The 25,493-nt window shown below is 58.0% G+C and carries 23 protein-coding genes and 1 pseudogene; 4 read left to right on the forward strand and 20 right to left on the reverse strand.

The window, feature by feature from the left end; translation table 11 throughout:
- The 6 genes and pseudogenes from RHBS_RS00770 to RHBS_RS00790 form a co-directional block, all read right to left on the reverse strand.
- Window positions 1-822 (reverse strand): annotated as a pseudogene (locus tag RHBS_RS00770) (hypothetical protein); the annotation flags it as partial.
- A complete protein-coding gene (locus RHBS_RS29995) occupies window positions 810-1,226 on the reverse strand; it encodes a hypothetical protein (protein WP_237668897.1) in 417 nt (138 codons plus the stop codon). The gene RHBS_RS29995 and the pseudogene RHBS_RS00770, both read right to left, overlap by 13 nt.
- Window positions 1,226-2,029, reverse strand: a complete 804-nt coding sequence (locus RHBS_RS00775; protein WP_128644576.1) for a glycosyltransferase — start codon at window positions 2,027-2,029, stop codon at window positions 1,226-1,228. The genes RHBS_RS29995 and RHBS_RS00775 overlap by 1 nt, the downstream gene beginning before the upstream one ends.
- On the reverse strand, window positions 2,019-2,927 hold the full coding sequence (locus RHBS_RS00780; RefSeq protein WP_237668898.1) for a glycosyltransferase: 909 nt from the start codon (window positions 2,925-2,927) through the stop codon (window positions 2,019-2,021). The genes RHBS_RS00775 and RHBS_RS00780 overlap by 11 nt, the downstream gene beginning before the upstream one ends.
- On the reverse strand, window positions 2,924-4,369 hold the full coding sequence (locus RHBS_RS00785) for a hypothetical protein (RefSeq protein ID WP_237668899.1): 1,446 nt from the start codon (window positions 4,367-4,369) through the stop codon (window positions 2,924-2,926). Before RHBS_RS00785 ends, RHBS_RS00780 begins: the two co-directional genes overlap by 4 nt.
- A 230-nt stretch (window positions 4,370-4,599) precedes the next feature.
- Complete coding sequence (locus RHBS_RS00790; RefSeq protein ID WP_237668900.1) at window positions 4,600-4,995, reverse strand: DapH/DapD/GlmU-related protein; 396 nt, start codon at window positions 4,993-4,995, stop codon at window positions 4,600-4,602.
- A 393-nt stretch (window positions 4,996-5,388) separates the two neighbouring features.
- On the opposite strand from RHBS_RS00790, the gene RHBS_RS00795 reads away from it, so the two are divergent.
- The 3 genes from RHBS_RS00795 to RHBS_RS00805 all read left to right on the forward strand — a co-directional run bounded on the left by RHBS_RS00795 (window position 5,389) and on the right by RHBS_RS00805 (window position 8,051).
- Window positions 5,389-6,138 (forward strand): acyltransferase, encoded by a 750-nt coding sequence (locus tag RHBS_RS00795; protein WP_128644578.1) that lies wholly within the window; start codon window positions 5,389-5,391, stop codon window positions 6,136-6,138.
- Between the two features lie 272 nt (window positions 6,139-6,410).
- A complete protein-coding gene (locus tag RHBS_RS00800) occupies window positions 6,411-7,247 on the forward strand; it encodes a hypothetical protein (RefSeq protein WP_128644579.1) in 837 nt (278 codons plus the stop codon).
- A 351-nt stretch (window positions 7,248-7,598) separates the two neighbouring features.
- Window positions 7,599-8,051, forward strand: coding sequence for an integrase core domain-containing protein (locus tag RHBS_RS00805; protein ID WP_128644580.1), 453 nt, complete (start codon window positions 7,599-7,601; stop codon window positions 8,049-8,051).
- Between the two features lie 202 nt (window positions 8,052-8,253).
- Here RHBS_RS00805 and RHBS_RS00810 read toward each other — a convergent pair whose 3' ends face one another.
- The 13 genes from RHBS_RS00810 to RHBS_RS00870 all read right to left on the reverse strand — a co-directional run bounded on the left by RHBS_RS00810 (window position 8,254) and on the right by RHBS_RS00870 (window position 22,836).
- Window positions 8,254-8,988: a WecB/TagA/CpsF family glycosyltransferase gene (locus RHBS_RS00810; protein ID WP_128644581.1), complete on the reverse strand. Its 735-nt coding sequence runs from the start codon at window positions 8,986-8,988 to the stop codon at window positions 8,254-8,256.
- A gap of 70 nt (window positions 8,989-9,058) precedes the next feature.
- Window positions 9,059-9,961 (reverse strand): nitroreductase family protein, encoded by a 903-nt coding sequence (locus RHBS_RS00815; RefSeq protein ID WP_128644582.1) that lies wholly within the window; start codon window positions 9,959-9,961, stop codon window positions 9,059-9,061.
- Between the two features lie 129 nt (window positions 9,962-10,090).
- Window positions 10,091-11,221 (reverse strand): polysaccharide pyruvyl transferase family protein, encoded by a 1,131-nt coding sequence (locus RHBS_RS00820; RefSeq protein WP_187298308.1) that lies wholly within the window; start codon window positions 11,219-11,221, stop codon window positions 10,091-10,093.
- A 10-nt stretch (window positions 11,222-11,231) separates the two neighbouring features.
- Window positions 11,232-12,182 carry a polysaccharide biosynthesis C-terminal domain-containing protein gene (locus RHBS_RS32010; protein ID WP_374700512.1) on the reverse strand — a complete coding sequence of 317 codons (951 nt, stop codon included), beginning with the start codon at window positions 12,180-12,182 and terminating at the stop codon, window positions 11,232-11,234.
- A complete protein-coding gene (locus tag RHBS_RS28640) occupies window positions 12,157-12,480 on the reverse strand; it encodes a hypothetical protein (RefSeq protein WP_237668902.1) in 324 nt (107 codons plus the stop codon). Before RHBS_RS28640 ends, RHBS_RS32010 begins: the two co-directional genes overlap by 26 nt.
- Window positions 12,481-12,598: 118 nt before the next feature.
- Window positions 12,599-13,765, reverse strand: a complete 1,167-nt coding sequence (locus RHBS_RS00835) for a glycosyltransferase family 4 protein (protein ID WP_128644586.1) — start codon at window positions 13,763-13,765, stop codon at window positions 12,599-12,601.
- Window positions 13,762-15,141, reverse strand: a complete 1,380-nt coding sequence (locus RHBS_RS00840) for an O-antigen ligase (RefSeq protein ID WP_128644587.1) — start codon at window positions 15,139-15,141, stop codon at window positions 13,762-13,764. Before RHBS_RS00840 ends, RHBS_RS00835 begins: the two co-directional genes overlap by 4 nt.
- A gap of 249 nt (window positions 15,142-15,390) precedes the next feature.
- Window positions 15,391-16,386 (reverse strand): GDP-L-fucose synthase, encoded by a 996-nt coding sequence (locus RHBS_RS00845; protein ID WP_128644588.1) that lies wholly within the window; start codon window positions 16,384-16,386, stop codon window positions 15,391-15,393.
- A complete protein-coding gene (gmd, locus tag RHBS_RS00850; protein WP_128644589.1) occupies window positions 16,383-17,405 on the reverse strand; it encodes a GDP-mannose 4,6-dehydratase in 1,023 nt (340 codons plus the stop codon). Before gmd ends, RHBS_RS00845 begins: the two co-directional genes overlap by 4 nt.
- Window positions 17,406-17,466: 61 nt before the next feature.
- A complete protein-coding gene (locus RHBS_RS00855; RefSeq protein ID WP_128644590.1) occupies window positions 17,467-18,978 on the reverse strand; it encodes a sugar transferase in 1,512 nt (503 codons plus the stop codon).
- Window positions 18,979-19,479: 501 nt separating this feature from the next.
- Window positions 19,480-20,799 (reverse strand): UDP-glucose/GDP-mannose dehydrogenase family protein, encoded by a 1,320-nt coding sequence (locus RHBS_RS00860; RefSeq protein WP_128644591.1) that lies wholly within the window; start codon window positions 20,797-20,799, stop codon window positions 19,480-19,482.
- A 194-nt stretch (window positions 20,800-20,993) separates the two neighbouring features.
- Window positions 20,994-21,293: a hypothetical protein gene (locus RHBS_RS00865; RefSeq protein WP_128644592.1), complete on the reverse strand. Its 300-nt coding sequence runs from the start codon at window positions 21,291-21,293 to the stop codon at window positions 20,994-20,996.
- Between the two features lie 37 nt (window positions 21,294-21,330).
- Window positions 21,331-22,836: a sugar transferase gene (locus tag RHBS_RS00870; protein WP_374700510.1), complete on the reverse strand. Its 1,506-nt coding sequence runs from the start codon at window positions 22,834-22,836 to the stop codon at window positions 21,331-21,333.
- A 663-nt stretch (window positions 22,837-23,499) separates the two neighbouring features.
- On the opposite strand from RHBS_RS00870, the gene RHBS_RS00875 reads away from it, so the two are divergent.
- Window positions 23,500-23,988, forward strand: coding sequence for a hypothetical protein (locus RHBS_RS00875; protein ID WP_128644593.1), 489 nt, complete (start codon window positions 23,500-23,502; stop codon window positions 23,986-23,988).
- 242 nt (window positions 23,989-24,230) lie between these two features.
- Here RHBS_RS00875 and RHBS_RS00880 read toward each other — a convergent pair whose 3' ends face one another.
- Window positions 24,231-25,481 carry a PQQ-binding-like beta-propeller repeat protein gene (locus RHBS_RS00880; RefSeq protein ID WP_128644594.1) on the reverse strand — a complete coding sequence of 417 codons (1,251 nt, stop codon included), beginning with the start codon at window positions 25,479-25,481 and terminating at the stop codon, window positions 24,231-24,233.
- Window positions 25,482-25,493: the final 12 nt, after the last annotated feature.

The raw sequence follows: 25,493 nt of genomic DNA on the forward strand, positions 1-25,493 counted from the left end.
GTGGTGACCGGCGGCCATGGCGGCAAGGCATCCCGCCTGCCAACGCGCCTCGGTCGGCTTGGTCAGAAGCATCCCCGAGGGCAGGTGAACGCATTGGGCGATGAGCAGAACCGCAAAGGCTCCGGCGAGTGCCGACGGAATGTCGATGGTGTTCCCCGAGAGCACATCGGCAAGCCGGGGACTGAGTAACACCAATGGGATCGCCGCGACCATCGCGACTAGTCCGAATCCCAAGGTCGACATCAACCAGAGACGGACCGTGTGTTCGGCAGCCGCACGGCGTTTGACGAAGATCGGCCAGAATGCCAGTGCTGCTGTGGAGAATACCGACCAGCACAGTCCGTACAGCTGCGCCATCAGCGCGTATCTGCTCAATTCGAGAGGAGTGGACAGGTGCGAGAGCACGATTCGCTGGGCTTGCAGCCCGAACGGAATCCCGACGCTCACGACGAACAGCCACAACGATCCTTCGAGTAGGCCTTTCGTCGGCAGCGCCACTGCCGCCTTCCGAAACACCGACAACCCCAGACCTGACACTCTCAATGCGATGACAGTTCCCATGAGGTTTCCGAGGAGGGCTCCGACCAGCGGCGGCAGCACGTACCAGATCCCCTGAACGCCAGTGGCATACATTCCCGAGGTGACCACCAATGCGAACAAGGAGTTGCTCACCATCACCACGACGATCAGTTGTGCGCGGTCCACGCCGATCAGGATGCGCAATCCCAGTCCCGCCGGAATTGTCACACCGAACAGGGCAACGGCGATGGTGATGACGAGCCTGTCCTCTGGGCCGGTGGTGGTTCCGATCAGGCGCCCCACCCGTCGAACATCATCACCACAACGGCGACGCCTGCAACGACGACGGTCACCCGGGCCAGGATTCGGTATGCGCGGCGGATCACTGCCAGCGCGTAAGCGTCGTTGATGGGGTCCCGTGACCTCGCAGTCGCACTCGTCACCACGGCTCCGATCCCGAGATCGGCAAAGGGCAACAGCAGTCCGACTGTGGCCACGAGAGCCACCACGCCGTAGGCCGAGGGACCGGTGGCCCGAATAACGAGCCCGGCGCTGACGAGCCCGGCGACGGCGACGATGGGTGTGCCGACAATTCGGAACAGGGTACTGAGGATCACGGCCCTGCGTTCGACTGCGTCCAGGCCCGCGCCGGAGACGACGTCGTCGTCACCGTCGATCTCGCTCGGTCTGCGGTGGCGTCCACCCATCACCGACCACCAACTCGTGTGCGACGCGAGAGCATCGACCGCGCGCGCTGCTTGGATCGTGCGGCGTATTCGATCACGTGGGATGCCAGAGCGGTGACATCTCGACGTCCCCACGGGTAATACCCCGCGAAATCCCAGGCGCGGCGGATGTCGGCGAAGTGTTCGTGTTGGGGACGGACGCTTCCGGCTCCGCTGGCGTCGAACTCGCACAACACGTCGTCGATGACGATCGGACGTTCTCGTTGCGCTGCCCTCAGCATGTACAGGTGGTCGGCAGCGAGTCCGAAGTCGACGTCGTAATGCCCGAGATTGCTGACCAAGTTCATCCCGAACAAGGCCGCCTGGTGGGGAATGGGCCGGATCCCGAGGGCGAAGTTCCGCAACTCGAACGGGCTGTATCCCCACTCCAGTCCCTCGCGGAGTGGGTCGCCGACGATGCGGGCACGGCCGTACCCCCATCGATCTCGGACGGCTCCGGCTGCGTTCAGAGCTGCCATGCCGAGCGCGGCGGAGTCCCGGGCTGCGAAGCAGTCACCGGAATGCATCAACCACACCACGTCTCCGGTGGCTCGGTCGATGCCCTGGTTCATTGCGTCGTAGCGGCCGGCGTCTGGTTGTGACTGCCAGTACGACGGGCGTGCGTCCTCGAGCATCTTCGCCACGTCGTCACCTGAGCCACCGTCGATGACGATGTGCTCGAGAGGAGAGTACGTCTGTTCCGCGACGCTGCTCAGCGTGCGGGACAACCCACCTGGATCCTGGTAGCTGATGGTGATCACACTCAGCGTGGCGTCAGCGGGCATGGGCTCGCACCTTCCACAGCGCAGTTCTACCGAACTTGGCAGCGGCGTAGACCATCGCGGGAAGTCCTGGCCTGCCTTCCGAGAAGCCGTTGACCACTGACTTTCGGATTCCGCGGAGCGATTGTGCCGACGCGGCCGCAGTCACCGCACTGAACAGGAAGTAGTCTCCTCGCACGCGGGCCGTCGCATCACGGAGGTGTTCGCGACCCCATTCGATGTATTTCTCGGACACGTCCACGGATCTGCGCGATACAGAGTTATCGCTCACGTTGTAGATCGAAAAGCATTCCGGCACATGCTTGATCGCAAGATCAGGGACCTTGCGCTGGAGTTCGATCAACCATCCTGGTTCGTCGTGGATGGACTCCGGCGCGTAATTGAGAGGAACCTCGAACGCGAGCTCCCGCGGAAAACACAGCGTGCTGCTTTGCAGCATCGCGTCACCGAGAGTGAAGCGATGGAGGGTGAACAGGTAGTCGGCGACGGATTGGTGCTCACCGATGAGGGTCCTGGGCCATATTTTCTCGCGGCGACCGGGCTCCCGGACGGCGCACTTGCAGGTGACCACCCAGCGGCTGCCGTCTACCCCCGAGACCTCAGCCAGTTGACGTTCGAGTTTGTAGGGATGCCACAGGTCGTCGTCGTCGAGCAGCGCAATAATGTCGCCCGTTGCCTGCTGAATTCCATATTGACGAGCATTGGCACCGCCCGATCCCGGTCCGGTGTGCACGACGCGGATTCTGTCGTCGTCGGGCAGAGTCAATTCCTCCGCGGTGTCTGCCACCACGATGATCTCGAGGACGCGGGCAGATTGGGTCAAGGCGCTGTCCACGGCATCGGCCAGGGTCGACCTGCCGATCGTCGGAATCACCACGGTGATGGTGGAATGAGAGTTCATCGCTTCTCCTCAGTCCTGCTGCGACTGTGAGACGTTCGGTTGTCCCGCAGCAGACGCATGAGTAGGTGTGCGTCTTTGGTGGAGTCGTTGTGCCGCCCGTTGGAATGCACTGCAACGCAACAGCATGCGAGGCAGGCGAACACTGCTGGGAGGTTGTAGGACCACGGCGAGAAGAGCAGATCCCAGATTGTCTGAATCCCGAGGTACATCATCAACGGGGTCCACACGCCTGCGGAATCGGCGACGAAGATGAGCCGGTAGCAGGCCCACAGCAGCCATAGCGGCAGCAGGGCGGCCAACACCCCGGCTTCGGCCCACGATCCGAGCAGCACCGAGTGCAGGGATATCGATCCGTCGCTGAGCTTCCACGCGTATTCGTAGGGAAAGGACCTGTCGAAACCCAGCGACATGGCGGCGTGCTGCGCGTCGACGTAGGCATCGCGCGAGATGTTGTTCGCGTTGCCCCATCCCAGTAACGGTCGCTGCACGATCGCGGTGAGGGAAAGCGGCGGCTCCGTGCGCCCCGCGAGGAGCATCGGCACCGAGCCGTCCGACTGCATCAGCACCTTGTCGCGGAGCGCTCCGCCGAGCAGTCCTTCACGCGCCGCGAATTCGAGCGTCCATGTGAATCCCACAGCGAAGACCCCCAGAGTCACCACCCGGGTGATGAGAGACAAAGTGCCGCGGCGGTACTTCGAGAGCACGAGAAGCAGCGCAGCTGCGCAACACACCACGGCGTGCGACCGGAAGTTCAGCACCAGGCTCAGTGCGCCGAGCGCCAGCAGTGCCGTCACCACCTGCGGTGTGCGGACTCGGCATGCTGCCAGGGCGTACAGCACCGCGATGGTGGCCGAGGGTGCGACCCCGTACTTCCAGAGATCGACGACACCGCCTGCGGAGGTGAGGAAGGTGCCGATCACGACGTAGAAGAACACCGAGCCGGAGGCGATGCCCAGCAGCACCGTGGCGATCCGCTCGATATCGCCTGCCAGCACCGTGATTCCGCAGAAGTACAACGCGAACGAGCCGAAGGCGAAGACATTGGGAGAGAGGTAGCTGGTTTCGTTGACCCATGCGGAGGCGAAATAGGCAGCGGTGCCGATCACCGCAAACACCAGCGGAGTAGCAGTTCTACGCCGCGGTCCCGGCAGCAGGTAGGCCAATCCGATTGCGACACAGATGACGGAGAATCCAGTGACCGTGAAGTTCATCAGCGGCAGCGCAGACGTTCCGCCCAACATGAAGAGCCAGGCACGCTCGGGGAGTCTGAGAACTGCACCGTGGCGCTCGGCAGCGCGGCCGACCCGCGAGGGGCCTGACATGCGCGCGGGTGCGGCGCGAACGGCACGTTTGGGTACCGGCTCTTCCCTCAAGAACTCGGCCTCCGGAAACACCGTCGCATGCAACCGATCGGAACGAACTCGGTGATAAGCCACGCTCATCGGCACATACCCCATCCATTCCCCCCGAAGTGCCTTTGGAGCAGTATTTCCGCAGCCTAGCGCGAGAATTAATCGAATGCAGCACATATGGAATTAGAAGCTAAATCGGCGGTTTTATTTGCGACCAGTTCCCGATTGCCGCGCCATTCCATGGAAGTTCATCGAAGAAATTCGGTCAAAACCGGCCGCCCCACATGAAGCCGAGACAAGAAAGCTGCATGTTCCCTGTTTCAGATTCTTTCGGTATCCAAATCAGTTGGCAAGCAGCGCTTACGCGCAGCCGGAACTCCCGCATAAAAACCGTTGGGTACACAGTCCGAGGCAACGACGCTCCCGGACGCAATGACGCACCCGTCGCCGATACTGACACCTGGCAGAACCGTGACTCGCGCACCGATCCAGCAACCCGCACCGATAACGATCGGTAGGTTCTCCTGCTTGCCCGCACGATCGAATTCTCCGCCGATCTCGTGCCCACAAGTGACAAACATCGATTGATAACCGATCCGGGTATCTCGGCCGATCGTCACATCCGATCCCAGATCGAAAAAGCAGCCGTAGTTGACGAAAGCACGCTCCCCTACGGCCAGCCCCCGCCAAGCACCGAGAAACACCCCGGCGTTCATCAATGCAGCAGGGTGGATGTCATGTCCGGCTCTGCGTAGCAACGCATTTCGGAACTTTCGGGGCACTGCGCCACTCGCGACGAATCGATTCAGGACGACATCACGAAGCACTTGATCGATTTCACCGAACAGAATTTTTCGCTGCAGGTTCATTGCAACAGAGTATCGTCGGCCACCCACCATCGTCGCGAGGCGAAACACCAAGGCGCGGTGCTGGAAATACGGCCGGTATTCCGGTGCGCAACACAGGATTCGCGCACGTAGTCGACACCAGGATTGTTTCATGGGCCGGATCCCCGGAACACTGCAGCACAAGCGATGGCAACGGGCTACGATTCGCCGAACAACCGACCTGTCTGTTTCCATTCTGCAGACTCACCGTGAGGAACGGGGATGACCACGACCCACCCGTCGCCGAGCCCACGCCGACACAGACGTCGAATCACCGCTTCCACAAAACGCGTGGACATTCAAGGTCTCCGCATGGTGGCGGTTCTGCTGGTAATAGTCGACCATCTCGCCGGTTGGCCGCAAGGGGGTTTCATCGGCGTCGACGTCTTCTTCGTCGTGTCCGGCTTTCTCATCACCGGCCTGTTGCTGCGGGAGTACGACAAGACGGGTTCGATCTCGTTTGCCGGTTTCTATCGTCGCCGAATCCGTAGAATCGTGCCGATTGCGACGCTCGTGCTCGTACTGACCTCCGCCACCGGCGCGTTGGTCTACGCCTCGAGTCGCGCGGCATCGATAGGGATGGATGCAGTGTGGGCGTTCTTCTTCGCGTCGAACTGGAGGTTCGCGATCGAGGAAACCGACTATTTCAATGCAGACGCGGCTGTTTCGCCCTTGCAGCACTACTGGTCGCTGTCGGTCGAAGAACAGTTCTACTTCGTCTGGCCGGCATTGATGTTCGCTATCGGCTTGCTGGTAGCGCGCCGGTCTTGGCACAGCAACGTCAAGCGTGTCATCTCGGCCGCGGTGATGGGGTCGATCGTTGCCGCATCGTTCGTGTGGGCACTCCACGACACCGCGACCGACCAATCGTGGGCATACTTCTCCACCTTCACACGAGTATGGGAGCTGGGGGTCGGCGCATTACTGGCAATCGGGGCAGAATGGATTTCGCACTTACCTCACGCGACTTGAGCGCCCCTGGCCTGGTTGGGGCTCGGAACCATCGGAGTGGGTGCTGTCCCGTCGCCGGCCCTTGCTGAGATGCTTGGTGCGAACGCGATCTGATACGAAAGCCCTTTTCATTCGTCTGACCATGGATCGTAATCTCGTCCTCGCCACACGCTCGTTGGTGCCAAGTTCCACGCGACCTTGTCTTCGTGATGCCCCGCTCGCCGACTTATTCAGCCAAGTCCCCCTTGCACAACATCACACAGCGCTGCTGCGGCAGATCGCGCGGGCGCGTCGTGGTCGTCCACGTCGGCGCGGGCCACGACGTCACGCAGCGTCTGGCGGGTAGAGTGATTGAGCTCGCACGTCAGAATGTCGCCGTTCGATGCGATTGCACCGAACATCGTGCGGTTCTTCACCGGGTCGCAGTTGCCGACGGGACGGCACCACCACTCGATGATCCCGTCGAAAAGAACCAGTGCGCCGCCTGTTGCGACTGTGACGTTTCAGTTGGCGTCGGGGGTGCCGCCGTTGATCGACTTGACCGCTTCGGCGTCGAGGGAAACGGGAGAATAAGTCTCGTTAAGTTCGATAGCAGATGCGACCAAACTGGGCTCTACGGCATGATGCACTGCATGGCTACACCTGAGAGCAGAACCAAGCCAAAGCTATCAGTCTCGTCTCGGAACAGACTGTTTCTTCTCGCGGCGCTACTGGCGGTGACAGTTTTGCTAATCGCGGGTGGACTCGCCTACGACAGCCAACGAACCGAAGCCGCACGGACGGCTGTGGCTACGACGTACGTTATGCCACCTGACCCGACGGGGCCTCAGTTCACGCTCCCAGAAGATCCCAGGCTGCTGATTCTTGGTGACTCATATACATATGGTGCAAACGCGCGGCCGCGTGAACAGGGATACGCATTTATCGTTGCTCGCGAACTCGGCTGGCCAAGCGAAGTCGACGGTATCGGTGGTACCGGATTTACCTGGGCAGGCGGACCGGACGGCGCGAACCGCAACGATTACATCAGCCGGATCAACCGACGAGCCGCCGATCCAAATGCTTTCGCCCCGAACGTCCTTCTCATCCAGGGCGGACAAAGCGACCACCGCGCTGACCCTGACGCCTGACGGGCAAGGTAACCGAGACCATCAATGTTGCTCGTGCCGTGTGGCCGGGTGTGCAGGTCGTAGTGATGGGGCCGTCTCAGCCAATGCCTGGTGGAGCTCTCCTAAAGCGAGTGTCGAATCCGATCTTGCGTGCCGCCCTCTCCGAGCAGGTCCCGTTCATAAACCCTCTCGGCGCGAGCTGGTTCACGGACACAAATAGTAAGCAGTACTATGGGAACGCCAATGGTTCGCACCTGAATACTAAAGGCCACGCATATCTGGCGACGCGCGTACTTGAAGCGTTAAAGACCATGGGAGTTCGAAGTTAGACGAATACAGTGCTGCCCAACAGTACCCAGCCGGAGCTCCGTGATGGGCGAAGCAGTAGTGGCGCAATCGACCGGACTCTACACGTCGATGGATAGTCGCGCGGAAACTCGTTGCAGCACAATGGCAGTGACCGCTTCGTGCACAGTGTTGGAGGCAATGGAAGCCGGCAGCCAGGACACCTCGCTCGCGTTCGCGGACACGCTTGCGCTAGAGAGTATTGCGGCTTCGACCGGCAGTGTCGGAAATGCCTACGACAATGCGTTGGCGAAGAGCACAATTGGGCTGTTCAAGACCAAAGCGGTATCGAAGTGGAGCCCGTTCCTGACCGGGCCGACGAAGACCATCGACGATGTCGAGTTCGCCGCGATGGGGTGGATCGACTGGTTCAACCAAAACCGACTCCACAGCACCCTCGACTACCTCACACCAGACGAATTCGAGGAGGTCTACTACAATCAAGAATTGGCACTCCACCCGGAGATTTTGCAAGCATAGGAGCGGCAAGAAACCCGGGACGGTTCACTCTGCAGTCTCACGAAGTATCTCAGTAATCAGTGTCGACAGGTACCACCCCGGAGCATGGGCCAACCCTTCCGAATCAGGCCAGCTGTTAAAGACTGCAAACGCAAGCAATCCAATGCCCCGCAAGACTCAGCACGCCCACCTGCTAGCGCTCACAGGCACCCGGCTATCAAGATCACCTTCTACTCGAAAAATACTTCCCCTTGAAAGCAGATATCAAAAAAATGATATTACCAAATAGATAACGTCGCCACAGACGTCTGGGCTCTGACAAAAGCCGAAACAACCACTCAAGCCCAACCCGCTGCACCCACTCCGGAGCTTCGCGAACGGTACCGGCATAAAAGTCAAACGCGGCCCCAACGCCCACACAGGGAGCATCCAGAAGAAATGCCAACTCTTTACAAGCATAGTCTTGCTTCGGCGAACCCAATCCAACCCACACAATCTGCGCGCCCGCGTCTTTGACGAGACGCTTAGAGTCTGAATAGAACGATTCGTTAAGTGGGCCAAACGGCGGCGAATACGCACCTGAAACAATGATCCCAGGAATCTCAGCTTGAGCACGCGAAACCATCTTTCGCAAAGCCTCCTCGGACGAACCTAAGAAGAAATGCCTTAACTCGACGTCGACACCCGCCTTGAGGGACTCTACGAACAAGGATGGACCTCGCACACGACCCACTGAAGCTTGCTTGCCCGACCAACGATTCATCAGGTATGCGACCGGCGCACCATCGGCAAAATTCAGACCCGGACCATTCAACAGCTCGCGATATTTCGAATCCGAAGACGCCAAGGAAACCACGTAAGAATTGGAAAGACGGACAGGTAGCGCGACACCAACTAAGGCGGCATTTACGAGCCGTTCAACCGCATGCGTGATCGACAGGGCATCGAAAGGGACCATGCCAACAAATACGCGCTCCGACCTAGTATGCACTTTAATCCTTTCAACACGCAACAAAGTAGTCGCTATTCTAGACAAGGGAATCGTTGTACTGACGAACAAGGCCCAGCGACTTCTTCCGTGAGGACGGCACACTTCCCAGCGGATCTGCGAACCCAATCGCAACCAACATAATTGCAGACTCAAAATCTTTGATGTTGAGAACGGAACGCAACTTAGCGTCTCGAGACGACACATCGGGCCAATTAATACAGCACGACGCAAGCCCATCCACTTCGACAGACAGAATAAACGACATCGATGCCAACGAAGCGTCAATATATACTAGATGCCTGTCTCGCTCTTCAGAAAATGCAGATAGGTCACCAACGAAAACTGCGATACATGGAATGTTTTCCGCATATCCCTTCGTACCACCGGGGATTGACGCAACGGCAGAAACCAACCCTGGGTCATCAAGGATAATGATCCGATAGGGCTGCCGGTTGCACGCGGAGGGTGCCTCAGCAGCGGCGAGGCTTGCGCGATCGAGCACTTCACGTGGAACTGGCTTATCCAAGAACCAGCGAACCGAGGACCGATTCGTAAGTAATGCCTGAAATTCGCTAGGGTCCACCTCGGATCGGGTAGCGCTCTGCACTGCGAATGGAGCCGAACGCGGATCAAAACTCTCCGCACGTCCCAATGCGGAAAAAGAACCGCGGAATACCGAGTACGCACGAGAAGCTGCTGGACTTTCATCCAAAGACACAGCGTCGAAGTAAGATTCGAGGACAGATATGAACCACACAAATTCTGCGTCGCGATCAGAATCCCCAACCGTTGCATCAAGCCGACATAAGACGCCAACAGTCTCTTCGATATATGACTCAGCGAAGACCGCGCGACGAGGCCGCATCACCAGCCCCTTCTCGATCATATGGGTATGGCGGCGCAAAGAATATCGTTCCAAACCCTCACGGCGCAGCTCCATGTGCTTTACCTGCCTGCCCTTAGGGCACGAACTTCTCGAGAGAACGCGTAGACGGTGACCAATTGATAGAGACGCCCTTTGAACCCCGAACTCGCGCGAAATTTTGCCCTCTGCTCAATCAGGACTCGTTTAATGGTTGCGACCACGTGTAGAGCCTTCCTTTTTGATTACCGATTCAATCTCGTTCCACATTTCCTCTATCCCTCGAACCAGCAACGGCTTGCGTTCACGAAGGCGTGCGGAAACATTGCTATCGCTCATCATGGCAGCACTAACTCGCAGAGATTCTTGGGAGTCATAGGGTGAAGCAAGCAGGCTAGACGCATCGAAGTCGGCCGCCAGGTGTTCGTATTTATGACTCCATCCGTGAATCACCGTTGGCACACCCTGCGAAAGTGCGCTCACTGTTGCATGAAACCTTCCTGATACTACTGCCGATGCTTTTCCTAACAGCCATTTCGACTGCAATCCATCCAACCCCTCCAAGACTGGCAACCTACAACCTCGGTCGCTGAGTAAATCGAATATTTCACGATCCCGACCAGTGTCATGCACCAGACCGCAAACTTGCTGTCCACTTTCCTGAAACGACAACACAAGCTTTTTCACCGTGTCGAGGTAATCTACTTCATTACCTCTTGAGTAAATATTGATATTGGGAACTATTAAAACTTTTCCGACGAACGAATCCACCGCTGAGCCAGGCTCCCGCGCAGCGAGATCGATGGTGAAATCCGTTGCGAGTTTGACCTTCTCTTTACTGTAAACCGGAAGCGTCTTCAGAAACTTTAAGGACTCTGCGTCACGCGCATACAGTAGACGGGCGGACGAAACTACAGTCGAAGCCGGTTTTGCTGTTTTTCCGAATGGACCAAAGGCTTGAGGCATGATGACGACCGGAATACCTCGAGCCGAAAAGAACGCAAACCTGTCCGCGCGAGCCTGCAATCGCGCGTGAGACCACTGATCACCAAAGGCAAAACCCGACGCATCAATAACGGCATCGATGCTTTTGTACGTCAAAACGGGAATGCGGTCGCGGACCTTCTCCGGAAACCGTTCCATAAATAGTGATCTCATAGGACCAAACTCGTCAATGGAAACCAGCGTGCTCAGGCCCTCAGCGCGCTTTTGACGACTGGTCCCCCACCGCACATCAATAACCGGCCTACCGATCCCCCTCTGCCTGAGCTGGTCGGCGACGGCGACCAACATCATGTACGCACCTTGATTCTGAAAATTTACCCCTGTGATCAGCACATTTCTCAAATTAATCATTACTCCATTCACGTGACCGCTTCCCATTCCGATTTCGAATAAAACTGACCGGAAAGAACACTGGCCACAATATTGCCGTAGTCATTGAGTAAGCCATTAGCCTAGAATCCTTGCTCCAGAAGAAACTAATATAGTTGGTAGCGATGTAGGAACTAAGGTAAGCTGACGCTGCTCCCATTGCACCAAACTGCGGCGCTAGCAAGACAAGAAGAATAATATTCAAGATCAGACCCAGAAGATTCCTCCACAACGACAGTCGCAAAAGATTCTCGGCTATAATCCATTTGCTGAGAACCGCGCCCATAAACACGAATGGGAGAGTGATTACAGTAACCTGAAATACCGGCACGGCGGCGCTGTACTCGTTCCCAAACAGAAGCGGAATCAGGTGAGGACCGACCGCGACGCCGCAAATAGAAAATAGGGACCCTACCCAAAAGGCAGAGGTTAACGATCGCTGTAATTCAGATCTGTACTGTTGCGATTCTCTACCGTGCTCTGCGCGCGTTCGCAGTAAACGCGGGAAACTTGCGGTCGTAACAACAACTGGGAGAACAAATGCGAACTCTGTTAGCCGCGACGCCGCCGCGAAATTGGCGAGCTCCCTATCTTGGCTAAAACTGCCCAGATATATTACGCCCATCCGCATGCTAAGTTGCGCAAGTAACCCAGATAGCAAAAGTACCCATGAAATCTTTATAAGCATCAGCGCAGAATGCCCGGCTTTTGATCTAAAATTTACTGGGACACACGACCTTCTATTGTAAATCAAAGATGTAGTTGCTAAAGCTGCAGATTCTACCACCAAACTCCACGCGATTAGTGTCAGCCCGGCACCGTTTAGAATTAATACGACTCGAACAACGGTTGATAGCACGAGAACAATTACCCGAATAATTACAAACCGTGAAACTACTTCATGGGCTTGCTGCCAAAATTCTATTGCATCCGCGGCACGAAAAAAAAAGACTGACGGACAGTATCGCTGTCAAGGTGACAACGCCTATGGACGACTGAGTGGTGAAGGCGAACATCAGGATACCCACTGTCCCGACACAACTAAAGATCTCTCTCAGCGCTATGATGGACTTTAGTGTGCCACTTGCTTCATCAACCCCCACTGCCAATCCAGAAGTGATCTCTCTGATCGCCAATCCCGATATACCGGCGGTCATAACTGATACCGCAACCGCGACCAGAGCTAATGCAAAGCTAATAGCGGCAAATTCAGCCACACTCATGTTCCGCGCGACCATGATCACAGCTACTGCAGGCGAAAGCATCATCGCAACCTGTGCAAGCAGTAGGTAAAATGCGTTACCAAGTATTCGCAACCTCTGCGCGGGCCGCGACTGACAGTTAGTCATTGCCCACCGCGTATTTCTCGAAGATTTCTTCCAACAAGACCCCGTTAGTGCGCACCGTGTAGTGCTCCTGGTAAGCAGAAAAACAAGACGCGGAATGCAGTCTATATTCCGATTCATCCATAGATAGAATACAGCGAGATTTCGATATCCAGTCATACACATTGTCCACCGGCAATGCCAACGACTTATCGAATTTCTCTACGATTTCGCGCATTCCCCCGACATTTCCGACAAGGGGAATGGTTCCTACACTCATGGACTCCACCGCCACCCGCCCAAAAGGTTCCATCCAACGAGACGGCGCAATGACTAGTTGGGAAGCCGCCATAAGTTCCAGTACCTTCGTGTTCTGAAGGCGTCGAAACCAGGTAATATTTTGACCGCTTAGTTCCGCAGCGCCGACAACCCCAGACTCTGGGCCGTCACCGACGAATGTGAACGACACGTCCGGCATAGCTCGCGCCATCGCAACAGCAATGTCGATGCCTTTATGGCCTTCGAGGCGACCGACAAACAAGACACCGCTGCGTGACGTCTTGGATGGACTAGCATTGTTTCGAACCGCATTCGGCTTGATCACGAGCGGTATACCTGGAACCAGGCTTTCTTGGACTTCATGCGCGACTAGTTCGCTCACGGCAACATATGCCTTCGGCGGATATCGACGCTCCGCTGCATACTCTTGGCGGGCATAGGCCAAGGCGACGGCGGACTGGGCTTTGGAATCCCGGTAACAACCTTTAGCTATCCCTTTGAGTGCCGTTCTGGAGGTTTTGCAGATCGTACACGTTTCACCTTCGCGGAATAGATTCGCAGAAAGGCAGCGCTTGCGAAAGTTCCTAAGTGAGCGAACCCAGGGAATCCGGTTGCTGTAAAGCGCGTTTATAGCACCGGCCCCTAGGAGCGGAAACAAGTTCTGTGCGTGAACGATTTCTGGTGAGTTCTTCTGCAATGCGTCGTTGACCAGGTCGAAGCTGAACTTCGGCCTTAGCACTCGTTCGAGCGCCTCCTTCCGGGTCATCGAGTTTAAAGTATCGTTTGAAATCTGCAAGATGTTAACATCATGCCCACGGGCTTGCAGGGAAGCTATCTCAGCCTGAACACTCATGGTCTCACCGCCAGCTTGCTGGTAGTCATTATGCAAGACAAGAATCCTCATTGGACTTTACTTTCTTGTGGTGCTTCTTTTTGTGACGTCTTATGACTTTCCACTAGTCTTGAATACCCGAACAAAGCTCCAACTGCCCAGAAAAAGGGGATCGATCCAAACGGTGACTCAAGCGTGACCCCGAATAGAGCTGTGGGAATAATGGCAATAACCGTCGCGCCAACGAGCACGGCCATCTCTTCAGTTATAAGTGACCGTCTTGATGCAATGATTATAAATAAGCTGACTATTATCAAGGCCATGATAATCAATAAGCCGATAAGACCGAGCCGTGCGTAGCTCCCGATAAAGTAATTATGAGGGCTTCGAACACCTGATTCTGCAGCTAACGGACCGAGCAGCAATCGCGCTGCACCGGACTCGGCCATAAAGTTACTACCGAAGCCAGCACCGAAGACCGAGCAATCCCAAGTCTCGTTACAGTACCGGAGTACTGCGCCCCATGCGCGCGCTCTGGCTTCTGTTGTGCCCTGCGCGCTCGCATACCCATCCTGCGCACCGGGCACAAGTGACGGCGAAACAGTGGCAACGAGTCTAGCAATTGCCGGCAGCTGCAGGAGCCATTGAAAGCTCAGAATAAAAGCAACAGGGCCGAGCGTAGCGGCCATAGCGATCCGTATCGATCCGCGATTACACTTCAGAATAAAGTAAGCCGCAATCGTTAAACATAGAAATGTGGAAATCAATCCTGCACGTGACGAGATCTGCAATACGGTTGCAATCGCGACAAGCGCAACTCCAAGGTTGATACGGCTCCTGTTCGTACACCACCTATGAAGCGCAATGGTAGCAGTCACGCCGAGGTAGGCGCTATCGATATCCTCACGCGGTGAAAAAATCCGTACCCCGTTGCCGATAATTGGCATCGAATTGGGAAATTCGGGGGCTACTACAATTAAAACTGTCCACATGAGATGGAAGAGCAAAGCCACCCATATCAATTGGGCAGTGCGCTGTCTTTGTACATACGTTGAGCGTGCCACGCCCACTGCAGCCAGCAGTGACACCGCGGCGTAGAGATACGGAGCGTAATCACGGAAGGTATTGAAACCATACGCTTCACTCGCCACGATTCGTATCGTCGCCCACAAAGGAAGTGCGAGCAGAAGCGCAACCTGCGCCGTAGTAAGTCGACGTTGTTGATCTGAGGTTAGCGCTTTTCGGTATGTCAGCAACTGCCAAAATGCCGCTGCAACAAGCAGGTCTGCAAGGAAAATTGGTGCAAATCCAGCGTAAGAACCCCACTTCGTCGTCGCAAAAAGGTAAGCCGCAGCCCAAGCACCGTAGATTCGAGTCGAGCGAACCGCACCTTCCCCGTCCGGGTAATCGGTGAGTAGACGCGGTGTGCTGAGCGAAGTAGAGGTCATCGAAGTCCTTCGATCATTTGGCTTCTTATACTGGTCTTTGGCAGGCTGCATTCTCGCCTGTGCGGTACACTTCGACTACCTATGTTCGGAGTTCCATTGTTCAGGATCGTCATGCTGTTGCTGCCTATGCGGTCATGAGGCGGGAGATATCCCGGGGCGTGATCCATAGACGAAGTGGCAGTACGCTCAAAATTTTCCTCTCAATCAACCGGTTGTTGCATCATCAGAGGGAAGACGCGAGCAGCCGCCTCAGGTCCGCAGTTTCTCTACGTGCTCGCGGTACCACTCGACAGTCGAGGCTATGCCCGATGTCAAGTCGATCTGAGGCTTCCATCCCGCGTCCTGGAGCTTGTTCACATCGAGCAGCTTCTGTGGTGTGCCGTCCGGCTTAGAGGTATCCCACTCGGTCTCGCCTTCGAAGCCGACTGCGGATGCCACAATCTCGGCGATCTCCTTGATCGTGGCGTCCGCACCGGTGCCCACGTTCACTTGCTCCGGCCCATCGTAGTGCTCAAGCAAGTGGATGCACGCGGACGCCATATCGTCGACGTGCAGGAATTCGCGCCTCGGAGATCCGCTACCCCAGTTGGTCACCGTCTCGACACCGTCGCGTCGCGCCTCGTCGTACCGACGAATCAGGGCCGGCAGGACGTGCGAACCCTTCGGCGAGAAATTGTCGCCCGGCCCGTACAGATTGGTCGGCATCGCCGAGATCCACGGCAATCCGTACTGCTTACGCACCGACTGGATCTGAAGGATGCCGGCGATCTTAGCGATCGCATACGCATCGTTCGTCGGCTCCAGATGTCCAGTGAGCAGGTACTCCTCCTTGATCGGCTGCGGAGCTAACTTCGGATAGATGCACGAGGACCCCAGGAACAACACGCGTTGCACGTTCTGCGCCAGCGCAGCATCCAAAACGTTCACCTGGATGCGGAGGTTCTCCGAAAGAAAGTCGACCGGATACGTGCTGTTGGCCAGGATGCCGCCGACCTTGGCCGCGGCTAGTACCACTGTCTTCGGCTTGGTCTCCTCGAAGAACGCGAACACTGCGTCGCGATCCTTGAGATCCAGCTCCGACGACGAGCGACCGATCAGGTTACTGAAACCGGATTCCTCGAGCTGCCGCCAGATCGCCGATCCGACGAGTCCACGATGTCCGGCTACATAGAACGAAGCATCACGGTCGAGCGGGGTCGGCGTGAACTCAGGTGTAATGCCCTCGTCCGTCGCCACGGCGCTCATGCCCAATCCGGCAGAGCAGGGCGATCGATCCACGGGCGACCCTCGTGCTCGAGGGCTGCGATATCGGCGTCGACCATGATCTTCGCGAGTTCCGGTGTGTGCACGGTGGCCTTCCAACCGAGCTTTGCCTCGGCCTTGCTGGCATCACCGATGAGGGCATCGACCTCAGTGGGGCGAAGGTAGCGCTCGTCGAACTTGACGTGCTTTTCCCAATCCAGCCCGGCCCGCTCGAAGGCGACGACGAGGAAGTCCTTCACCGAGAAATTGCCGCCGGTGGCAAGCACGAAGTCATCCGGCTCATCGGCCTGCAGCATCCGCCACATGCCTTCGACGTACTCCGGTGCGTAACCCCAGTCGCGGATGGCGTCCAGATTGCCCATGTAGACGTTCTGCTCCAGCCCGGCCTTGATACGGGCAACTGCGCGGGTGATCTTGCGGGTGACGAATGTTTCACCGCGTCGAGGGGATTCGTGGTTGAACAGGATGCCGTTGACGGCAAAAATTCCGTACGCCTCGCGGTAGTTCTTGGTGACCCAGTACGCGTAGACCTTGGCCGCGCCGTACGGCGAACGCGGATAGAACGGGGTCTCCTCGTTCTGCGGCGGCGGAGTTGCTCCGAACATCTCCGAGCTAGACGCCTGGTAGAAGCGGCACTGTAGGCCGGCAAGACGAACGGCCTCGAGCAACCGGATGGCTCCGACACCGGTCGTGTTTCCGGTGTGCTCGGGTTCATCGAAGCTCACGCGGACGTGCGACTGCGCACCCAGGTTGTAGACCTCGTCCGGTTGAATCTCGGTGAGCAAAGTGACCAGACGCGCTCCGTCACTCAAATCGCCGTAATGCAGAAACAGCTGTGCCTTGTCCTCGTGCGGATCCTGATACAGATGCTCCAAGCGAGAGGTGTTGAACGACGACGACCGCCGAATCAGGCCGTGCACCTCGTATCCCTTGCTCAGGAGAAGTTCTGCCAGGTACGAGCCGTCCTGGCCAGTAATGCCGGTTATCAACGCGCGCTTCATCGTTCCCACTCCTCTAAGACCCGGCACAGATCCGGCTTGTCAATGAAATTCGGCATGTCGCTCAGTAAGCCCCGTCGCTTCCAGCAACTGCCCTAGCAGTCTTGGCGATGATCAGCAGATCTCCCACCATCGACCAGTTCTCGACGTAGGAGAGGTCCAATCGGACGGTCTCTTCCCACGACAGATCGGATCTTCCGCTGACCTGCCACAAGCCCGTGACCCCAGGCTTGACCAGCAATCGCCGACGAACCTCACCGTTGTAGGTCTCGACCTCACGGCGCAGTGGCGGCCTGGGCCCCACCACGCTCATCTCACGCTTGAGCACGTTGATGAATTGCGGGAGCTCGTCCAGGCTGAATCGCCTCATCACCTTGCCGACTGGCGTGACCCGCGGGTCGTCGCGAAGCTTGAACAGCACCCCGCCGGCACCCTCGTTCTGATCGAGGAGATGCGCAACCTGCTTGTCGGCGTCAGCCGTCATGCTGCGGAACTTGATCATCGAGAACGGCTTACCGTCGATGCCCATCCGCTCGGACGTGTAGAACACCGGACCACGACTGGTGGTCTTCACCGCGATCGCCACCGCGAGCAGAATCGGCGAGATCAGCACCAGAATGAGCGCCGCGAAGGTCAGATCGAAGGCTGTCTTGCTGAATCGAGCCGCGCCGTTGTACTGCGGCTTCTCGACGTGGATCAGCGGGAAGCCGGCCACGGGCCGCATCAACAGGCGTGGGCCGGCAACGTCGACGACGCCAGGCGCGACGACCAAGTCGACGTCCTTCTTCTCCAGATCCCAGATCATCTTGCGAATGCCCTTGTGCCCCAGATGCTCCGTGGCAGTGACGGCGACGGTGTCGGCACCACAATGATCGATCGCAGCGAGTACGTCGTGTTCGTTACCCAGAACCGGAATGTCCAGGCCGTCGACGTGGACCACATCATCACCTAGCGACTCGTGCCCCGGCATGCAGATACCGACCACGGCGTAACCCGCGGAGCCCGAGTTCTCGAAGGACTGCGCCATCGACACTGCAGCGGTGCGGCTGCCTACGATCAGAACAGAAGTTTTGTATTCTCCGTTGTGCCGCAGCTGGGTTACATATTTGCGCCACAGCCAGCGGCTCAGCAACAACGCCAGGAGCCCGACCGGCAACGCAATCGCGAGGTAGAGCCGTGCGATACCGACCCGGAACAGCAACGAGGCGATAGCGATGACCCCGAAGAGACGGAACGTGGCCGAGACGATGCGCCGATACTCTTCTGCTCCATTGCCGATCACGCGAGTGGACCGCGTCCGGAAGATCGCCAAGAACGTGATCCATACCCCGGCAAGGACGACGGAGACGCCCGTATACGTCGCCGTCGAGCGCACGCCCGTGACTTCGACATCGCCGAAGCGCACGATCTGCGCGAGTGCCACGGAGGCCACGACTGCAACGACATCGGTCACCCGCAGCCGACGGATGTACTGGTCTTCCCACACGTGCCGTGAGGTGAGCGTGCGCGCCTTCGCTGCCTGCGTTCGCCGGGGAAAACCCCCGAGAGAGCGGTGTGCTGCCCCGACAGTTGCCACGTGCTCCCCTCCTCTGCAGTCGAGCGCCCGCGAGCGGCAAGCGCATGAATCCGATCCGAACCAATCCAAGCTGTGATCGGTGCCGAATAGAAATCGTCCCACGCGGTTTGTCCGAACACCATGTGGGCGGCCCAGATCACAAATAAATAACAGCGCTGAACGGTGTTTACCACACAGGAGCCAGCCGTGCGATGCGAGTGACCTGATCAAAAGCAGCACATCCGGCAATGTCCCCAAAAGCACACTGCAACAGGGTGATTGGGTGGCGGATGTGAACCTTCACAGTCCGAAAAGTTGCTTTACAGTGAATTTGCATATAAGCCAGTTGCATTTTCGGATACTCAAAGGTCCGAGGCGCGCCTCTAGCAGCGCAAAGCAAGTAAATTAACTTTTAGTATCCAGCAGATCGATACCGAGGTCGGCTCAAGACATCGACGACTGACTCATGATCGAAAATCATTCCAATGAATGACTTCTGAGTTCGATCTCGCCGCACGGCAATCAGGGACGTCCCAACCCGCGGTAGTTCCATCCCGCGGCACGCCACTGCTCCGGATCGAGGCAGTTGCGGCCGTCGATCAATGTCTTGCTGCGTACAACGCCGTCCAGGTCGCTCGGAGCGAGCGCCTTGAACTCTTTCCACTCCGTCAGTACCAACACCACATCAGCGCCTTCACAGGCCTCGAGCGCCGTGCTGCAGTAGGTGAGAGTGGGGAACAACGCACGGGAGTTCTCCATGGCCTTGGGGTCGTACACGTTGACTGCAGCACCCTGCAGCTGGATCTGACCGGCTACGTTCAGGGCCGGGGAATCACGGACGTCGTCGGAATCGGGCTTGAAGGCCGCTCCCAGCACCGCGATGCGAGCGCCGAGCAAAGACCCACATGCCTCTCTTGCCAACTCGACCATGCGCGTGCGGCGTCGCATGTTGATGTTGTCGACCTCACGCAGGAACGTCAGAGCCTGATCGGCACCGAGCTCTCCGGCCCTGGCCATGAAAGCCCGAATGTCCTTGGGCAAGCAGCCACCACCGAAGCCGATGCCGGCGTTGAGGAATTTGCGGCCGATGCGCTCGTCATGGCCGATGGCGTCGGCGAGCACGGTGACGTCCGCACCGGCGGCCTCACACACCTCGGCAATGGCATTGATGAACGAGATCTTGGTGGCCAGGAACGCGTTGGCGGATGCCTTGACCAACTCGGCAGTAGCCAGATCGGTCACCAGGAACGGTATCTTCTCGTCGAGCAGCTGCGCGTAGACCTCGCGGGCGAGTTCCTCCGCGCGGCCCGGGCGGGCTCGGTCCACGCCCAACACCAGCCGATCGGGATGCAGAGTGTCTTTCACTGCGTAGCCCTCACGCAGAAACTCGGGGTTCCACGCGATCTCGACGCCATCGCCTGCGGGCGCGAGTTCGCGGGCCATCCGGCCGAGCCGCTCCGCTGTACCCACCGGGACGGTGGACTTGCCGAAGATCACGGCCGGCTTGGTCAGCAACGGGGCGAGTGTCTGGACCACGGAGTCCACGAACTTCATGTCGGCCGCGAACTCCCCCTTCTTCTGTGGAGTTCCGACACCGAGGAAGTGCACCTCCGCGAAGTCCGCCGCTTCCTGGTACGACGCGGTGAAACGCAGACGTCCGGCGGCGATGTTGCGTTGCAGCACCTCTTCGAGGCCAGGCTCCCAGAACGGGACCTCGCCGGCTTCGAGCTTCGCAAGCTTGGCCGGGTCCACATCGACCCCGAGAACCTCATGGCCGAGCTCGGCCATGCAGGCAGCGTGAGTGGCACCGAGATAGCCGGTACCGAAGACTGTAATTCGCATGTGTTCTGTTCCCCGTCGGTCGTTCTGAACAATGGCGACAAGATGCTGTGACCATTGATCACAGCAAGCGGCCTGGAGCACAAGGCCTTCAGGTCACGCGCGCACAGGGGAATAGTAAACACACCCCGCCCACTGCGCCGCCCCGAGAGGCTGGGGGTTACGCGGGAACGAACAAGCGTCGACGCCGAGGCGGCTCAGCGACGAACGGGAAACTGCGGGTTCTCCGGCTCTTCGACTGCCTCGGCGCAGCGATGAACAAAATCACTCAACTCGGCGCGCACCTCAGGAGCCAGCAGATCCAACGGTGCCCCGGTGCCGTGATACTCCGAGAAAGCCGATGTATAGGCATCGACGCTGTCGGCGATCACCGCATGGAGCGACGTCGACCGGTTGAGATGCACCCGCGCGATCTGATCGACGCGATCGGCCAAGAAATCGTGAAATGACTTCTGCGCCATGGTCGATTCGGGTGCATTCTCCGGAACAGTGGTCATGGGTGCATCATACGAACAATACCGACCGTTCGCAGCATCAATACGCGCCTTCACTCCCGAGCACTGCCACGGCCGTCCTGGCGATGATGAGCAAATCGCCTGTCATCGACCAATTCTCGACGTACGAGAGATCGAGGCGCACGCTCTCTTCCCACGACAGGTCCGATCGGCCACTCACTTGCCACAGCCCGGTGATGCCCGGCTTGACCAGCAGCCTGCGTCGCACCTCACCGTTGTAGGTCTCCACTTCGCTGCGCAGCGGTGGCCGCGGACCCACCACACTCATCTCGCGCTTGAGCACGTTGACGAACTGCGGCAGCTCATCGAGGCTGAACTTGCGCATAACCTTGCCGACGCGGGTGACCCTCGGGTCGTCACGCATCTTGAACAGCACCCCGCCCGCACCCTCGTTGCGAGCGGCCAGCTCCTGCACTCGCTTGTCCGCGTCCTGGACCATGCTGCGGAACTTGATCATCTGGAACGGCTTGCCGTCCATCCCCATTCGCTCGGACCTGTAGAAGATAGAGCCCTTACTGGTGAGCTTGATGATCACCGCAAGCGCGATGAGGATCGGCGAGATCATCAACAGAACTGCGGCGGCGAAGAGGAAGTCGAACGCCGTCTTACCGAACCGCTTCGCACCGTTGTACTGCGGCTTCTCGACGTGGATGAGTGGGAAGTTGGCAACAGGTCGCATCACCAGACGCGGGCCGGCCACATCCATCACCCCCGGCGACACCACCAGGTCCACTTTCTTCTTCTCCAGGTCCCACACCATCTTTCGCAGGCCGAGATGACCGATGTGCTCGGTTGCCGTCACCGCAACGGTGTCTGCACCCGAGGTGTCGATGGCCTCGACGACGCTGTGCTCGTCACCGAGCACCGGAATGTCGACGCCGTCGATGGTGAACGACGAGTCGTTGCCGGGCTCGTAGTTGGGTAGGCAGATGCCGACCACGCTGTAGCCGGCTTCGGGGGAACGCTCGAACGACCTGGCCATGGACAGAGCCGAGCTGCGACTGCCGACGATGAGCACCGAGGTCTGGTATCCGCCACGAGCACGTTTGCGCGACACTATTTTTCGCCACACCCATCGACTCAGAAGAAGCCCGACCAGTCCGACGGGCAGGGCGATCGCGAGATACAGACGGGCGATATCCAGACGGAACAGCAGGGAGAGAATCGCGATCATTCCGAAGAGCCGGAACGTGGCCGACACGATGCGGCGGTACTCCTCCGAACCGTTACCGATCACTCGCGGAGAGCGGGTGCGGAAGATGGCGAGAAACGTCAGCCACAGAACTGCGAGTACTCCGGATATCCCGAAGTAGCCGACGATGGACCATGGTTCGCGAAAATCGATCTCGCCGAAGCGGATGATCTGCGCCGCCGTCACCGCGCCGAGAACGACCACCGTGTCGGTGACACGAAGTCCCTCGGTGTAATGCGTCTCCCATTCACGACGCGATGTCGTCCTGCGCAACCGTCGTGCGTCACGCCGCGAGACAACAGAACTCTGCGCTTCCAGATCGCTGACTGACACTGATTTCCCCTCGGTACGTACGCGTTGCCGAACCCCTGCGTGATCGACACAGCTCCGTGCCACCCCGTCGTGCAGATTATCTTGTCGAACTTATTGTGTCACTTGGTAACAGTATGTTGATCGACACGAACCCGCAGGTCGTTACATGTTTCTACTGCATTAAGCGAACGCGTCCACTGCGTTGCCGACTTCTCCGGAAGCCCCATTCCGGTCACTGTCGACCACCTATTAGTGCCACATTCACGTCTTGTGTCAAGCATTGTCGGTCGAACGAGTGACCGAGGCAATCTCGGGACTGGCGGCCCGCCGAGATGAGGTGAGGCACGTGGACCTTCAGACATGATCGTTCTACTTCGAACTGCAGAGAACGACGAGGTGCCCACCAAGCCCTGGTCCTACCCGTAGCACTGCCAGGTGACGAGGCACCCCGCTTGGGTTGCCATCACTCCGCACCAGCTCCCTCCCGAGCACCGTTGACGCGTAAGAGCGATACGAGCACTAACTACGTTTCATTCGTTTAGCCGACAGAACGAACTAGCAGAGCTGACTTTTTACCAGTAGTGTTTCCGTTCCAGATAGCGCTACCTAGCCGTGCGCAGCCCGCCACGATTGCGGGCAAATCGACCATCGGCTGCTCGAATCGCAAGGGTGGGGAAGGAAAACGTGAACTATACAAAGCGGCTGCTCTTATCCATGGCAGGGGTTATTTCAATAACATCGTGTTCTTCCGTTACGGATGACGTGCCGGAAAATCCGACACAGACCCTCCAGATCAGCGCTGGTGTCAATGGGATCGTGGACGCCGTAGAGGTAAAGGAGATAGACAACTGGCTCTTCCCCGATTCGTCCGACCAATCGGTGACCTGCGCGGCCGGATACGAAGAACTTCAGCTATCTCCGACGGTGGATGCTCCGGATAAAATCTTAGTCTCCGGACGCGAAGTCGAGTTCAGCTACATTAGTCGCGATTGGGGTGACGGGTTCGAGTTCTCTACCGGAGATTTACCAAGTGTCGCCGCAGTGATATTCGCATCGGGTGGGATAGTTCACGGTGAAGAGGCCGCAGTGTCATGGCCACAAACCACCAACAAGGTCGAGATTCTGGTGGAGCAGCGCAGGTGGATCAACTCGGCATCTTTGTGCATACGATAGCTGCCACTCACCCGCAGAAGGTCCGCGGGCGGGCTGTGCAATCACATGCACCTCTTATGGTTCAGCCACTAATGTCCACCATCGGTCACGGATAATCGCACTCCGATGGGCTCGCCTCGCTACTGCCACGCACTGGCAACGTAGGACCGAATACGACTCCGATCACTTCACGGAGACGCTGAAAGCGCTCGCCCAGCCACCCTCGCCACTAGGCACAGACCAGACTGCACCTATATGACTGATCAAAACGAGTAGTAGGCAAGATCCTTATCCGCCGTGGCGACGACACTGCCCCCGACGAGTTCGACGTCATACCCTTGCGAGGACGTTCCTTCCAGTCCCGGGACGGAAAGTCCCCACGATTCGTCACCAGTCACGGGATCGATCGACTGAAGTCCGGCGGATTCCGAGTAAACAAGAACATTCTCGCAATCGGTACCCAAGATCGACGCACCGTCGTTCACCAGAACCGTTTGATTCTGTCCGGTGCTGGCATCGACAGCCACAACTTTGGACGAGTCACCGGCAACGAGCCTCCCGCCAATCACACCAGCCGTGCCCGGGGTTGTGCTCAGGAAGGGTGCATTCCACAGTACCTCACCAGATTCGGGCGAGTAGGCGTTGTATCTATCGAGCAAGGGCATGACGCTGTCACTGCCACAATCAAAAACTTTGCGGTACGGACTCAGCACCGCTTGATCGTCGAACCCTGTGATTTCGGTTCCGTCGGATCGATACAAGCGCGATTTGGAGATGTAGTTGGCACCTACGATAGTGCCGGCTTCTGTTGGAAACCCTTCAGGCTGCAGACGTTGGCCTGTCTCAGCGTCGAATGTAGTCCCGTCGACCGAGACCAGCCCACCCGCGACGCGCGGTGTCCCAGCGTTGATCGCGTCATCGACTCGCGATACCCAGGATGGACTGTCCAAATTTTCGGCTGAAACGCGGAGCAGTTCTCCACCCGAGGTGTAGCCCGGCCGGTCGGACTGGAAGACAAACAAGTCGCTACCATCAACTGCAACCAGAGCACTCCGGATACCACTATTTTGTTGCACAGTCTCACCGGTCGCCGGGTCGATCGCTGTGAGTGCGCCCTCGACTACGCATATCAGGCGCTCGGAAACCGGATACGGTACGCAGAACGGTGCGTCGGAGAGGGTGATCTCCCACTGCTTCTCGCCGCTATCTCGATTCAATGCCATCATTACGTAGTCCTCCGAGTAGATTCGGTTGATCATCGGTATGACAACGTCGCCTCCGTCGAGGACCGAGACGTCTGGCGAAGAATTCGAGTAAGTGGTGAAACGAGCTGAATCGCCGACAAGATTCGTCGGATCGGCCCGCCAGCCAACGGTTGGTTCAGACCCGACATCAGCAATTCCAGAGGCCTGATCACTCTCCTGGCGTCCACCGTCTTCGGCACTACACGCGGCGGTGCCAACGCCCGCCAGCACCAGTACGACTACTGCCATCGCGCTACTGACCAGTTTCATCAGACGGAGTTT

Source organism: Rhodococcus sp. BS-15 (assembly GCF_000813105.1).
GTDB lineage: Bacteria > Actinomycetota > Actinomycetes > Mycobacteriales > Mycobacteriaceae > Rhodococcoides.

Bases quoted from the DNA above. Each gene is read 5' to 3' on its own strand.
- RHBS_RS29995 (WP_237668897.1), bottom strand. From the start codon at position 1,226: ATGGGTGGACGCCACCGCAGACCGAGCGAGATCGACGGTGACGACGAC.
- RHBS_RS00775 (WP_128644576.1), bottom strand. From the start codon at position 2,029: ATGCCCGCTGACGCCACGCTGAGTGTGATCACCATCAGCTACCAGGAT.
- RHBS_RS00780 (WP_237668898.1), bottom strand. From the start codon at position 2,927: ATGAACTCTCATTCCACCATCACCGTGGTGATTCCGACGATCGGCAGG.
- RHBS_RS00785 (WP_237668899.1), bottom strand. From the start codon at position 4,369: ATGAGCGTGGCTTATCACCGAGTTCGTTCCGATCGGTTGCATGCGACG.
- RHBS_RS00790 (WP_237668900.1), bottom strand. From the start codon at position 4,995: ATGAACGCCGGGGTGTTTCTCGGTGCTTGGCGGGGGCTGGCCGTAGGG.
- RHBS_RS00795 (WP_128644578.1), top strand. From the start codon at position 5,389: ATGACCACGACCCACCCGTCGCCGAGCCCACGCCGACACAGACGTCGA.
- RHBS_RS00805 (WP_128644580.1), top strand. From the start codon at position 7,599: ATGGGCGAAGCAGTAGTGGCGCAATCGACCGGACTCTACACGTCGATG.
- RHBS_RS00810 (WP_128644581.1), bottom strand. From the start codon at position 8,988: ATGGTCCCTTTCGATGCCCTGTCGATCACGCATGCGGTTGAACGGCTC.
- RHBS_RS00815 (WP_128644582.1), bottom strand. From the start codon at position 9,961: ATGGAGCTGCGCCGTGAGGGTTTGGAACGATATTCTTTGCGCCGCCAT.
- RHBS_RS28640 (WP_237668902.1), bottom strand. From the start codon at position 12,480: ATGAGTGTGGCTGAATTTGCCGCTATTAGCTTTGCATTAGCTCTGGTC.
- RHBS_RS00835 (WP_128644586.1), bottom strand. From the start codon at position 13,765: ATGAGGATTCTTGTCTTGCATAATGACTACCAGCAAGCTGGCGGTGAG.
- RHBS_RS00840 (WP_128644587.1), bottom strand. From the start codon at position 15,141: ATGACCTCTACTTCGCTCAGCACACCGCGTCTACTCACCGATTACCCG.
- RHBS_RS00845 (WP_128644588.1), bottom strand. From the start codon at position 16,386: ATGAGCGCCGTGGCGACGGACGAGGGCATTACACCTGAGTTCACGCCG.
- gmd (WP_128644589.1), bottom strand. From the start codon at position 17,405: ATGAAGCGCGCGTTGATAACCGGCATTACTGGCCAGGACGGCTCGTAC.
- RHBS_RS00860 (WP_128644591.1), bottom strand. From the start codon at position 20,799: ATGCGAATTACAGTCTTCGGTACCGGCTATCTCGGTGCCACTCACGCT.
- RHBS_RS00865 (WP_128644592.1), bottom strand. From the start codon at position 21,293: ATGACCACTGTTCCGGAGAATGCACCCGAATCGACCATGGCGCAGAAG.
- RHBS_RS00880 (WP_128644594.1), bottom strand. From the start codon at position 25,481: ATGAAACTGGTCAGTAGCGCGATGGCAGTAGTCGTACTGGTGCTGGCG.